The sequence below is a fragment of the Desulfovibrio cuneatus DSM 11391 genome (genome assembly GCF_000430005.1).
GTDB lineage: Bacteria > Desulfobacterota > Desulfovibrionia > Desulfovibrionales > Desulfovibrionaceae > Frigididesulfovibrio > Frigididesulfovibrio cuneatus.
This window is the reverse complement of the sequence record NZ_KE387018.1, coordinates 137524-149478: the sequence shown is the minus strand read 5'-3', so window position 1 is coordinate 149478 and position 11955 is coordinate 137524. Positions and strand designations below refer to the sequence as shown.

The 11955-nt window shown below is 55.9% G+C and carries 10 protein-coding genes; 4 read left to right on the top strand and 6 right to left on the bottom strand.

The features are described from left to right. Window positions 1-159 precede the first annotated feature (159 nt). Window positions 160-1368 carry an acetate kinase gene (locus tag G497_RS0114865; RefSeq protein ID WP_027188737.1) on the top strand — a complete coding sequence of 403 codons (1209 nt, stop codon included), beginning with the start codon at window positions 160-162 and terminating at the stop codon, window positions 1366-1368. 86 nt (window positions 1369-1454) lie between these two features. On the opposite strand, the gene G497_RS0114860 is transcribed toward G497_RS0114865, so the two are convergent. From G497_RS0114860 to G497_RS19460, 6 genes are all read right to left on the bottom strand, one after another. Next, entirely contained in the window at window positions 1455-2099 is a 645-nt protein-coding gene (locus tag G497_RS0114860; protein ID WP_027188736.1) for an ABC-type transport auxiliary lipoprotein family protein, read from the bottom strand. Continuing rightward, window positions 2096-2992, bottom strand: a complete 897-nt coding sequence (locus G497_RS18555; protein WP_034638159.1) for an MlaD family protein — start codon at window positions 2990-2992, stop codon at window positions 2096-2098. The genes G497_RS0114860 and G497_RS18555 overlap by 4 nt, the downstream gene beginning before the upstream one ends. Further along, window positions 2992-3795 carry an ABC transporter ATP-binding protein gene (locus G497_RS0114850; protein ID WP_051258191.1) on the bottom strand — a complete coding sequence of 268 codons (804 nt, stop codon included), beginning with the start codon at window positions 3793-3795 and terminating at the stop codon, window positions 2992-2994. Before G497_RS0114850 ends, G497_RS18555 begins: the two co-directional genes overlap by 1 nt. Before the next feature lie 3 nt (window positions 3796-3798). Beyond that, a complete protein-coding gene (locus tag G497_RS0114845; RefSeq protein ID WP_051258190.1) occupies window positions 3799-4956 on the bottom strand; it encodes an MlaE family ABC transporter permease in 1158 nt (385 codons plus the stop codon). Window positions 4957-5221: 265 nt separating this feature from the next. Next, window positions 5222-5506 carry a hypothetical protein gene (locus tag G497_RS20260; RefSeq protein ID WP_027188733.1) on the bottom strand — a complete coding sequence of 95 codons (285 nt, stop codon included), beginning with the start codon at window positions 5504-5506 and terminating at the stop codon, window positions 5222-5224. A gap of 466 nt (window positions 5507-5972) precedes the next feature. Further along, window positions 5973-7892 (bottom strand): ABC transporter substrate-binding protein, encoded by a 1920-nt coding sequence (locus tag G497_RS19460; RefSeq protein ID WP_051258188.1) that lies wholly within the window; start codon window positions 7890-7892, stop codon window positions 5973-5975. 234 nt (window positions 7893-8126) lie between these two features. On the opposite strand from G497_RS19460, the gene G497_RS0114825 reads away from it, so the two are divergent. The 3 genes from G497_RS0114825 to ffh all read left to right on the top strand — a co-directional run bounded on the left by G497_RS0114825 (window position 8127) and on the right by ffh (window position 11787). After that, window positions 8127-8516 (top strand): Fur family transcriptional regulator, encoded by a 390-nt coding sequence (locus G497_RS0114825; protein WP_027188732.1) that lies wholly within the window; start codon window positions 8127-8129, stop codon window positions 8514-8516. Window positions 8517-8591: 75 nt separating this feature from the next. Next, complete coding sequence (locus G497_RS0114820; RefSeq protein ID WP_245576406.1) at window positions 8592-9986, top strand: bifunctional folylpolyglutamate synthase/dihydrofolate synthase; 1395 nt, start codon at window positions 8592-8594, stop codon at window positions 9984-9986. Window positions 9987-10257: 271 nt separating this feature from the next. Further along, on the top strand, window positions 10258-11787 hold the full coding sequence (gene ffh / locus G497_RS0114815; RefSeq protein ID WP_027188730.1) for a signal recognition particle protein: 1530 nt from the start codon (window positions 10258-10260) through the stop codon (window positions 11785-11787). The last annotated feature ends 168 nt before the right edge of the window (window positions 11788-11955 follow it).

Genomic DNA, 11955 nt, shown 5'->3' with positions numbered 1-11955 from the left:
AGCGAGGGCGGAGGGCGTAGGCGGCTATGCCGCCGAAGCATCTCCACGACGCCTGAGCGAAAGGAAATTGAGTGGTTTGTTACACACAGGGGCAAAGGCTTTCCCTTTGCCCCCAACATACATGGGCGTGTATACTGCGCCTGATTTTTAGAGGTATCTATGAAAGTTCTGGTTATTAACTGTGGCAGTTCTTCTTTTAAGTATCAGCTTATAGACATGGCAACGGAAGCGGCACTGTGTTCCGGCCTTGTGGAACGTATTGGGGAAAGCATGGGCAACCTTGTGTACAAAGCTGCCCCAGGTACTGATCATGAAAAAAAGGTTGCCAAAGAGCAACCGTTCCCAAACCACACCGCGGGCATGCAGGCTGTAATGGCCCTGCTGGTAGACCCAGAAGTGGGTGTTATTACAAGTCTGGATGAAATTAACGCCGTGGGTCACCGTATTGTGCAGGGCGCTGAAAAGTTTCAGGCCGCCTGTGTGGTGACTGATGCCGTGAAAGCAGGTATTGAGGAAGTGGCCCCCCTTGCGCCGCTCCACAACCCAGCCCACCTGCAAGGCATTGAAGTGGCACAAAAGTTGTTGCCCAATGCGCCTTCTGTGGTGGTGTTTGATACCGAATTCCATGCCACCATGCCGCCCAAGGCGTTCTTGTATGCTGTGCCTTATGAACTGTATAAGGAAAACAGCGTACGCCGTTATGGCTTCCACGGCACTTCCCACCGCTTTGTGGCTGAAGCTGCTGCCACGTTCCTGAACAAGCCGCATGACAGCTTTAATGTTATTACCTGCCACCTGGGCAACGGTTGTTCCCTGGCTGCGGTGGAAAATGGCAAGTGCGTAGACACCAGCATGGGCATGACTCCCCTGGCTGGTGTTATGATGGGCACCCGCAGTGGTGACATTGACCCCGCCATTCTTGGCTACCTTGCCAAGCACAAGAACATGACCTCCGCACAACTGGACGACATGCTGAACAAAAAAAGCGGTCTGAAAGGTATTTGTGGCATGAACGATATGCGCGACATTCACACCGCACGTGAAAGTGGCGACGAAAAAGCCCAACTGGCTTTTGAAATGTTCTGCTACTCCATTCGCAAGTGCATTGGTGCCTACTTTGCTGTGCTGGGCCGTGTGGATGCCCTGGTGTTCACCGCAGGCATTGGTGAAAACGACGACCTGCTGCGCGAAGAAGTGTGCAAATATCTCGGCAGCTTTGGCATCAGCATTCTGCCGGAAGTGAACCACAAGCGCTCCGGTGATATCCGTTCCCTGAGCCCCAAAGACGCCCGCGTACCTGTGTTGGTGGTGCCCACCAATGAAGAATTGGCCATTGCCCGCGCAACGCAAAGCGTACTGAGCAAGTAAGACCTGCAAGAGCTTATTGGCGTAATACAAAAGCCCCCGTACTGCATGCAGTGCGGGGGCTTTTGTTGTAAGGCGAATATGCCAGGCTATCTACCCTTGGCTTTGGGCGCTGTTTTGGCAGCCCAGGGCACAACCTGTGCCAGGGCTTTACCGAGGGCTGCTTCGCAGGCAGCTACCAGGGCATGGGGGTCACGCCCGGCAGCCGGGGCGGTGGTTTCCACCGTAAGGGAGTTAAGCACGGCACCTGTGCCTGTGTCTACCAGTTGGAACTGGGCGGCAAACACGGCTGTGGGAATGCCCTTTTCTTCTGCATAGCGCAGTACAAATTGGCGAATGTCTGTTGTCAGGCGCACATCGTCGGCAATGCCGGAGCCGTCCGGGGCAACCCCGCGGAACACGTTGGCGCTTTCAAAGGCTTGTACCAACGCCTGTTGAACAAGTTGCGGGGCAGTACTTTCCCAGCGTACATTGGCAAGGTAGCGCACTTCCCGGTTGTTAAAGAGCAGGGCAATGGCGTCGCGGTTAATGGTGGCGCTGGCAGTGGGGCGCATAACCATAAGTTGCGTAGCCAGGGGTTTTGCCTGCGCGGTGGCCGTGGGCATGGGTGGGTTCAGTTGCATGCGCACAGGGGCTGGGCCGGTGTCTATAAGCGTAATGCAGCCACCCAGCAAGGCTGTTGCCGCAGCCAGCAACAGGGCGCGTACATAAATGGGGCGAAGCGCTTGCATCATGGGGCTTTAAACTCCTTCACAGGTTCGCCGAAAAGGTAGCGGCGGGGGTCGTTTTCAAGGTTTTCCCCCAGGCGGGCAAGCACATCTGCCAGCCGGCGGGCATCGCTAAAGAACAGGCGCAATTCCAGCAGCCCCTCGCGTGAAAAACGCTGCAAGGCAGGGTCCAGGGCCTTTACTGTTTTTTGTATCTGCTGTGCGGCATCGCTTACGGCCTTGGCGGCATTTCCGCCATCCCTGTGTACCATAATGTTCAGGCTTTTAACCATGCTGTCTAATTCAGCGGTGATGTTTTCCAGGTTGCCCAGGGTGGCGTCCAGTGTGCTTGCGCGTCTTTCCAGTACAGCACCTACACTGCCAAACCCCTGCATAACTGTCGTAAGGTTGGCCTTGTTCTGTTCTGAAAACATGTCGTTGATGCTGCCCAGCAGGCGGTTAGCAGCTTCCAGCGTGGCAGGCACGGAATTCATTACGGCAGCAAGGGCTGAGGGGCGGTAACGAATGGTGCCTACTTTGCCCGGTTTGGGAATGTTCAGGGGGGAACTGGCAGAGCCACCGGCAATGGAAATAACCACAAGCCCGGTTACCCCCTTGTTTTCCAGGGTTGCTTCAGAATCTTCCCGCACAGGGGTGTCTGCCGCAATGGAAATGCGGGCGCGCACGGCACTTGGGTTGTTTGGGTCGAGTTTGAGCTGCGTGACAGAGCCAACCCGGATACCGTTGAACAGTACATCGCTGTTCACAGCCAGGCCGGAAACCCGTTCTTCGTAATAAATATCAAATTCCATGGTGGGGGCTCTGTCAAGGTCCACCACCCACATGGTAAAAATAAGCCCCCCCACAAGCACCAGTAAGGTGAATGCGCCAATAAGGGCGTAATTGGCACGAATTTCCATTATGCGACTCCCTTGCCAAAGGCCGCAGCACGGCCCCGGGGTCCTTTAAAGTATTCCTGAATCCAGGGGTACGGGTTATCCAGCAGTTTGGGAATGGTATCCACCGCCAAAATTTTCTTGTCAGCCAGCACAGCCACCCTGTCGCAAATGGCATACAGGGAATCCAGGTCGTGGGTTACCATGCACACGGTCAGCCCAAGGCTGTTGCGCAAGGTGAGCACCAATTGGTCAAAGGCCGCTGCCCCCACGGGGTCCAGCCCTGCCGTGGGTTCGTCCAGAAGCAGCAGGAACGGGTCCATAACCAGGGCTCTGGCAAGGCCCACCCTTTTGCGCATACCACCGGAAAGGTCGCCGGGAAACTTGGGGGCTGCGTCTTGCGGCAGGCCCACCATATGCAGCTTCATGCGGGCAATGCTTTCACGCAGGGCAGGGGAAATATGGGTAAATTCGCGCAGGGGGAACTGGATGTTATCCAGAACAGAAAGGGAAGAGAACAGGGCCCCATCTTGAAACAGCACTCCCCATGAATTGCGCACTTTGGCCTTGGTGGCTTCTGTAGCGGTGTCCATGTTTACGCCCATAATTTCAATGCTGCCATTCTGCTGCTTGTTCAGCCCAATAATGGTGCGCAGCAATACAGACTTGCCTGTGCCAGAACCACCAATAAGGCCCAGAATTTCTCCTTTGCGAATATCCAGGTCCAGGTTTTCATGCACTGTGTTGCGGCCAAAGCGGTTGGTTATGCCCCGCAGGCGCACCAGCACGTTGTTGGCAGTGGGTTGTTCAATGGTGGAAGCTGCCATGTATTAAATTCCTATGGTAGTGAAAAAGATGGCAAACATGGCATCAAGCACAATGACAAGGAAAATGGATTCCACCACCGACTTGGTGGTGAGAAACCCTACGGATTCAGCGCTGCGGCTGGCGTTAAGCCCCTGGTAACAGCCCACAATGCCGATGATAATGGCAAAAAAGGGCGATTTGACCATGCCTACAAAAAAGTTTTTGATTTGGGCAATGCTATGGAAGCGGTCAACAAAGGCCATGAAGCTTAAATCCATGGAATACCAAATGGCAAGCGCCCCACCAGCAAGGGCCATGATGTTGGCAATAAACACCAGCAGGGGCAGGGTAATGAGCAGGGCAATAACCCGTGGAGCAACCAGAAGCTCCATGGGGTCCAGCCCCATGGAACGAAGGGCGGCCACTTCTTCATTGGAAACCATGGCCCCAATTTGGGCGGTAAAAGAAGAGCTGGAGCGCCCGGCCACAACAATGGAGGTAATAAGCACCCCCATTTCCCGCATAACCGTCACTTCCAGCAGGTTAACAGCAAACACCTGTGCCCCGAAGCGGGCCAGTTCTTCCGCCCCCATGTAAGCCACTACCATGCCAATAAGAAAAGTGAGCAATGCCACGATGGGCACGGTGCGAAGGCCTGTTTGCTCCATGTGGAACACAAGGGGGGTAAGGCGCATTCGCCGCGGGTTGGCGATAAGGTGAACAAAGGTGGTGCAAAAGTGCCCAAAAAAAGCAAGCTGGTGTCCAAATACCCATAGGGTGGAAGACACCAGCTTGCCCAAATTTTCCAGAGCCGGAAAGCGCGAAGGGGATTTACTGTCTTTACTTTCCTCTTCCACTGGCTGGGAAGCAACCAGAAGTTGCTGGTAGTTCTGGTGCTGTGTCAGTAATTCCAGGGGCTGGCCCTGCTGTTTTTTGACAAGGGCAAGAATGTTCAGGCACAGGGCCCCGGCAGTGTCCAGCCTGGTTATGTTGTCCAGCAGTACCTTTAACGGGCCTGTGTGCCCAAGAGCTTTGGTGTTCAACGCTTCTTCCACACCGCACAGGCTGCTCACCACCCATTCGCCCGTTAAGGTAATGGCCAAGGTGTTTCCCTGGAGTTGGGTGGTAAAGGCCGCAACCTTTGGGGAGGGTTCATTTTGGGAGGGAGAGGAAAAAGACATGGGTTTTCGATGCCCAAGCGGGCGGGTTACAGCGCACCAGAGTACGGCGGTTGGGGAACAAAATGCATACTGTGGCAAGCGGAGCCAGCAGGCACTTTTTACGTACCAACTAAAAGACATGCCTTGGCAGCTTGTTCCGCCAATGCGTTGCCCAAGCGCATGGGAGTAGCAACTTGCTACGAATGATTTTGCAAGGATACTTGCAAAACTTCCCCGGAATAAAACAGCGTTTCCTAAATGTAAAGCGCTTGCGGCGCGGGGGACGCTATTTGTCCGGGTCGTCGTACCATTCGTCTTCAAAGCCGTCTGTTACGGTAAACTGGCGCACCGTGAGTGCGTTGCCTTCACCACAGGGGCATAATACCCCCACAACTCGCGCATGGGCATTGACATGTTGGGTCAAGTCCATGCCAACGCCTTTGTGCAAAATGGGATATTCCGTTCCGTCGTCTGCAATAAGGGCAACTTTGGCGCAGTCTTCCTTTTTTTCGGCTTGACGTGGAAGAACCTGAATATACCCCTGAAATGTTTTTGCTTCCTGATTAGACATAGCTGGTACACAGTAAGATAAAGGTCGTTTGCCTGTTCTGCTGCGCCGGGCGTGCCATTGTGTGCAGGTGCATGCAAGCACCTGCCCGTGCAACATATGCCGTGGGTACACTGGAAATGCTTGCAGTTCTATGGGGCTGTGCCCCGCTTTGGTGGGGGAAAGCTTGCCTTTAAACCACCCTGCATTCCTGTCTCCGTATGGCACAAACCGCTTAAATAAGCAAGAGCTATCAATGCCCAGGTTTGCTCCGCTCGGGCTGTGCTTGGGCGAGGCGTTGGTGAAAAGATAACATTTTTTGTGCAGGCAAGGCGGCGGCGGATTTTCTTAGGGGCTGACCTCATGGTCTGCCCTGACGGAAAATTCGCCGCCAACGAAGTCTGCGCGAAAAAGGTTAGTTTTACCAACGTGCCACGCCCAAAACCAAACAAAACAAAGAGCAAGCAGCTTGCCCTGACTCAGCGTTTCCTTACAGGGCCCAGGCGTTTTGGAAGGCAGTACTCAGCGTAGGCTCATCCAGCGGGGCAAAGCCGCCTGCAATGGGGGTAAACAGGAACAAAGCCTGGCTGGCCTTGCCGGAACCATCCCAATACAGGGGTGCCATAGCCCAGGAGCCGCGTATGCTTTGCAACTGGCTGTTAATGGTAGCCGCTTCCGTGGTGGCAGGTGCCTCAAACCGGGTTGCGAAGCGGACAAAATCGTAACCAAGGCCATGCCAGAATTCAGCATTGCCCTTGCCCATGCGGCTTATGCCCGCTTGCAGCCGGGAAGCTTCCTGGCTACCGCCCTGCGCTTTCCAGGCACTAGGGAACACCGCCAGCCCAAAGTTTTTCACGTCTGCCGGGGGGCGTGCGGTGAGTTCCTGTTCCCACAGGCTGGAACCCAGCAAGAGCTGGCGTGTTTCGCCATAGGACATCATGGCAGGCACAAGCACTTCCATGCTTTTCCAGGTGTCTGGCAGGAACACAGCGCGGTAGGGGGCTGTATCTGCTGGCAGCAGGCTAGCGGGTTTTGCCAGCAAGCTGCTAAGGCTGCTCATCCAGGTAGAAGGGGAAGAGGGGTCGTAGGCCGCCCTTCCTGCCACGGTGCCACCTGCGGCCTGCACTGTTTGTTCAAACAGGCTGGCCATGCGCTGCCCGTAAGTTTCCTGCGGGTAAATAATGGCATAGCCTTTTATGCCAAGGCGTGTGCCAAGCTCCACCAGGGTACGGGTTTGGTCTTGCGGGGCAGTGAAAAAACGCCAGGCAACGCGGCCTTCATCGTTTCCTTCCAGGCTGGGCAGGAAGGTGAAAAATGCCTTGCTGGCCAGCAGGCCTTTGGCCTTGGCTGTGGTATAGTCTGCGCTGCGCAAAGGCCCCCCCACCAAACGGACATCAGCAGGCAGGCTGGCAATTTTAGCTGTCCAGTCTGGCTGGTCGGTGTCAATAACGGTAAGGGATGCCCCCATTTCCCCGGCGGCCACTTCAGCCCCGGCCATAATTTTGGCGGCTACGGCCCCGTATTGGCCGGAAAGGGGCAGGGCCAGCACCACGGGTTTGCCTGTGCCAGCACCTTTGCTTACAACCTGCTGCTTGGGCAAAAAGTCGGTAATAACGGTGGCATCTGCAAGGGGGAACTGCTTCACAAAGCCGGCCAGGGTAGCTTCTGCTGCGGCGCGGGTATTGGGGCTTAAGGCTTCGCGCTGGGCCTGGGCAATAAGAATGATGTTGTTGGGGAATGATTTCTGGTTTTCCGGGGTAACCAGGGGCAGCACCAGGGTTAAGGCCGCAGGGGAAGCCCCGCGTAAAGTGCGGGCAAGGGCATGTTCAAACAGCCCTTTTTCCTTGGGGGTGGAAGCGCCATAGGCCTTTTCCAGCAGGTCAAAGCCGGAAGCGTCGCCTTTTTCCCAGCCGCGCACAACGCTATAGGAAAGGGCCAGGTTATGGGCAGCAAGGCTGCGGTTGGCGTCTGCCAAAATGCCTTCGGCCCGGGTTTGGCCTTCCTTGTCGGAAAGCTGGCCAATGCTTTCACTCCACAGGGTTTGCCAGCCAAGGGTGGCGTCTGCCCCCGGGGCAACGGCTTGCCATTGGTCAAGGGCAGTCAGGGCGGCGTTGGGGTGGTGGTTGGCACTGGCGGCACGGGCGTAAACGCCCAGCGCTTCTGTCAGGTCCCGTTGGGGGGTTGTGGGGTCGTCCACAAGGCGCTGGGCCAGCATTTCGGCGCGGGCATGGTCGCCCCGCATAAGGGCTGTGCGGGCTTCTTCCAGGGGGGACATGGTTTTTACCGGGGGGGCTACTTTACGCGGCTTTGTTTGCGTATCTTCCATGCCCATGCAGCCGGAAAGGGCAAGTGCTGCCAAGCATACAAGAAGCATGGAAAGCCAGCGGGAAAAAAGAGGGGTGCGTATCATGGGGCATCCTTGGTGGAGAAGGGCATATGTGTGTGGTTATAACCACTGGAAAAGGTGTTACGGAGCATGGCCGCTTTGGCCCACTGCGTATTAGCATACCTTTGTTCACCCACGAATGCAAATAGCCTACACTGCGACGGAAAAAGTAACAAAATAGGCAATACCAGAGGGTTGAGGCTTGACAAGGAGAACAGCTATCATTAAGGAATAGGGAAATTGCAAGTTGAGGTGACCATGATTCAAACGCGCATGACAAAACAACGGGCAGTAATTTTGGACGCATTGCGTCACGTTACTAGCCACCCCACTGCAGACGAGGTCTATTCTATGGTGCGCAACAAGCTGCCCCATATTAGCTTAGGCACTGTGTACAGAAACCTGGAATATCTTTCCAGTTCCGGCACCATTCGCCGCCTTGAGCGGGCTGGGCAACAAATGCGCTTTGATGGCAATATGGCACCGCACCAGCATATTCGTTGCCAGGGGTGCGGCATGGTGGGCGATATTTTTCCCCCCGTGGAACTGCCCGCTTGTACAAAACCCAATGCGCCGGGATTTGACGTTTTGTCCGTGGATATTGAATTTGTTGGGGTGTGCCATGCATGCCAGGAGAAGCGGCAATAATATGTTGTTGGGCACCACCCGCTGGGCTTTTTGCTCTGGCAGGTGGCGTTGTTGGAACTGGCAAAGGATAGCTCGTTGACAGACAATTGTTCCCCCGCCATTTCTCCCCCTGTTTTTTCAGAGTACGCCGAATTTGAGCAGTACCTGGCAGGCAGGGGGCTTTTTCGTATGGAGCTGGGCCTTGACCGTATGCGTGAAAGCTTGCGGCTGCTGGGCTTGCAGCGACCTCCCTTTTTTGTGGCCCAAGTGGTGGGTACCAACGGCAAAGGCTCCACCAGCACCTTTCTTGCCTCCCTGGCAGCGGCCCATGGCCTTACGGTGGGGCTGCACACGTCACCGCACTTTGTTTCCGTGCGGGAACGCATTCGCATTAATGGGGCCATGCTGCCGGAAGCAGAATGGGTACAGGCTGCCAATGTGCTTATGCAACAGGGGCAGGGCGTGCGCCTGACTTATTTTGAGCTTATCACCTGCCTGGCCGTGTTGCTGTTTGCCCAGCACAATGTGGCCTTTGCCGTAATGGAAACAGGCCTTGGGGGTACGTTTGATGCTACCACTGCCCTGGAAGCCGACATGGTGCTGTTTGCCCCCATCGACCTGGACCACACCGCCATTCTTGGGGAAACCCTGGCCGCGGTGGCAACCGATAAAGCCGGGGCCATGCGCCACGGCAAGCAGGCTCTTTCCGGCCCGCAGCATGGCAGCGTGGTTGCGGTGTTGCAAGAAGTGGCGCAGCGCGTAGGTGCCTCTTTGCTGTTTTGTGGCCCACAAGAAACGATTTTGCCTGAACCGCCTGTTGCCCTTGGGCTTGGGGGGGCGCATCAGCTTGGCAATGCAGCCTTGGCCCTGGCCGGGTGGCGCGTGTTCCAGGCCAATCCCACCGTAGGTGCCCCGGCCTTAAGCGGAACCGCTGCCAGCGTATGTATAGGTACGCCAGGCAATGCCACAGCCGAAGCCCATGGCCTTGCCACGGCCTGGATTCCAGGCCGCATGCAGCGCACCGCGAGGTTGCTGGGCCCGCGCACACTGGGCGCGCTTGAAGCGCCTTACGGGGTGCCCCCCATGGTGCTGGACGGCGGGCACAACCCCCACGGCCTTGCAGCCCTAGGCCTTTCCTTGGCGAAGCAAGGGGTTGCCCCGCTTGCCACCGTGTTTGCTTGCCTGGAAGACAAGAATGTTGCGGCCATGGTGGCCCATGTGCGGGCCATGAGCCCGGGTGCCATTTTTGTGCCGCCCATTGCGGATAACCCGCGCAGCATGGCTCCGGCGGCGCTGGCCAGCGCCATTGGCTTGAATGCGTTTGCCTGTACCAGTGTTGAAGAAGCGTTGTGCCGCGCAGCGGAACATATGCACCAGCGCATGCCAGAAGCGTTTACGGAAGAAGGTGGCAAGCACCCGCTGCTGGTGTGTGGCTCATTATATATGTTGGGTGAGGTGTATAGCTTGCTTCCTGAACTTTTAGAGTGCTAACAGGCCACGGGGAAACGTGCTCTATTCCTTTGGTGGCGTGTAAAATTGCTTGACGCTGTAGATTTTCTCGCATAATACTATGCGTCTTTCTTTGTTTTTTGATGGTGCGTAGCATGTCTGCGTAACATTGCGGTAGTAGGCATTTGCCCTGTATTGCAAACAAGAAAGCGTGTGCAAAAACATGGCGCGCCGGGTGGCGTGTTCTTTTTTCGGACTTTTGCCTGCGGGGCGGTGCCATGTGGTGTGCCGCAAACTGCAACAGGTGCCGGGTATGTTTGATTCCCTTTCAGAAAAGCTCAGTGGTGTGTTCCGCAAATTTGGCGGGCGCAAACAACTGGATGAAGCCACCATTCAGGAAGGCCTGCGCGAGGTACGCCTTGCCTTGCTTGAGGCGGATGTTAACTTCAAGGTTGTTAAAGACTTCATTGAACGGGTAAAAGAGCAGTGCCTTGGCCTGGAAGTGGGGGGCAACTTGAACCCCACCCAGCAAGTGGTGAAAATTGTTCACGACGAGCTGGTAGCCCTGCTGGGGGGCGAACACACCGGGCTGAACCTGAAAGGCAAAAAGCCCCATATTATTATGATGGTGGGTTTGCAGGGTTCCGGTAAAACCACCTCCACCGGGAAAATAGCCAACTGGCTGCGTTCCCAGGGGCACAAGCCCTACCTGACCCCGGCAGACGTTTACCGCCCTGCCGCCATTGAGCAGTTGGCCACCCTTGGCAGGCAGCTTGGCCTGCCTGTGTACCCTTCCACCACCATGATGAACCCGGTGGACATTGCCGCTGCCGCCGTGGCCCAGGCCGAACAGGCCGGGTGCGACGTGGTGCTGCTGGACACCGCCGGGCGCTTGCATATTGATGAAACCTTGATGCAGGAACTGGTGAGCATTAAGGGCAGGGTTGCCCCGTGCGAGATTTTGTTTGTGGCAGACGCCATGACAGGCCAGGACGCGGTGACTGTTGCTGAGGCCTTTAATGCAGCCCTTGGCATTACTGGTGTAGTGCTGACCAAAATGGATGGCGACGCCCGCGGCGGTGCAGCCCTTTCCATTAAGGCCGTTACCGGGCAAAGCGTTAAGTTTGTTGGTGTTGGCGAAAAAATTTCTGAGCTGGAGCCTTTCCACCCCGAGCGTATTGCAGGCCGTATTCTTGGCATGGGCGATATGCTTACCCTTATTGAAAAAGCCCAGGCTGAGTTCAATGAAGAAGAGGCGGAGGCCCTTGCCCGTAAAATGCAGCGGGCCGAGTTCAACTTTGAAGATTTCCGCACCCAGATGCGCCGCATGAAGTCTATAGGTTCGCTGGAAAGTATTTTAAAGCTTATTCCGGGCCTTGGCGGGTTAACCAAGAAACTGGGTGACATGAGCGTGCCTGAAAAGGAAATGGCAAAAGTGGAGGCTATGATTAACTCCATGACAGCCAAAGAGCGCATCAACCCGGTTATTATTAACCCCAGTCGCAAGCAGCGCATTGCCAAGGGCAGCGGCACCACCGTGGCGGATGTGAACAAGCTGCTCAAGCAGTTTGAAACCATGCGTACCATGATGAAAAAAATGACTGGTGGTGGTGGCAAGGTGCCCGGTGGCATGCCCACGCTGCCTGGTGGCGGTGCTGGCCCGGCAGGGTTGCCTGGCATGGGTGGCATGCCCATGGGGGGGGTGCCCGGAATGCCTGGAATGCCCGGTTTTCCCGGAATGCCCGGCATGGGTGGGCGCGGCGGCGACCTTTCCGAGGATGAGCATAAAAAGCTTCGGGCGAAGAGGAAGGCGGAGCGGCAGCGCAAAAAGAAGAACCGCTAGAAAGCACTCCCTTTTTTTGTTTGGCGGCGTTGCTTCATTCTTTTTGCAAGAGGGCAGGGCCAAAGAGCCCACCCCTCCTGCAAAAAGAAATTGCGCCTTGCCAAACGAAAAAAATTGAGCGCTTTCTGTGTGCCACAGAAAGAACTTATTAGTGGTGATACCGCTTTC

Excerpts from the sequence above, each read along its gene's own strand:
- G497_RS0114865 (WP_027188737.1), top strand. The coding sequence starts at position 160 with ATGAAAGTTCTGGTTATTAACTGTGGCAGTTCTTCTTTTAAGTATCAG.
- G497_RS0114860 (WP_027188736.1), bottom strand. The coding sequence starts at position 2,099 with ATGATGCAAGCGCTTCGCCCCATTTATGTACGCGCCCTGTTGCTGGCT.
- G497_RS18555 (WP_034638159.1), bottom strand. The coding sequence starts at position 2,992 with ATGGAAATTCGTGCCAATTACGCCCTTATTGGCGCATTCACCTTACTG.
- G497_RS0114850 (WP_051258191.1), bottom strand. The coding sequence starts at position 3,795 with ATGGCAGCTTCCACCATTGAACAACCCACTGCCAACAACGTGCTGGTG.
- G497_RS0114845 (WP_051258190.1), bottom strand. The coding sequence starts at position 4,956 with ATGTCTTTTTCCTCTCCCTCCCAAAATGAACCCTCCCCAAAGGTTGCG.
- G497_RS20260 (WP_027188733.1), bottom strand. The coding sequence starts at position 5,506 with ATGTCTAATCAGGAAGCAAAAACATTTCAGGGGTATATTCAGGTTCTT.
- G497_RS19460 (WP_051258188.1), bottom strand. The coding sequence starts at position 7,892 with ATGATACGCACCCCTCTTTTTTCCCGCTGGCTTTCCATGCTTCTTGTA.
- G497_RS0114825 (WP_027188732.1), top strand. The coding sequence starts at position 8,127 with ATGATTCAAACGCGCATGACAAAACAACGGGCAGTAATTTTGGACGCA.
- ffh (WP_027188730.1), top strand. The coding sequence starts at position 10,258 with ATGTTTGATTCCCTTTCAGAAAAGCTCAGTGGTGTGTTCCGCAAATTT.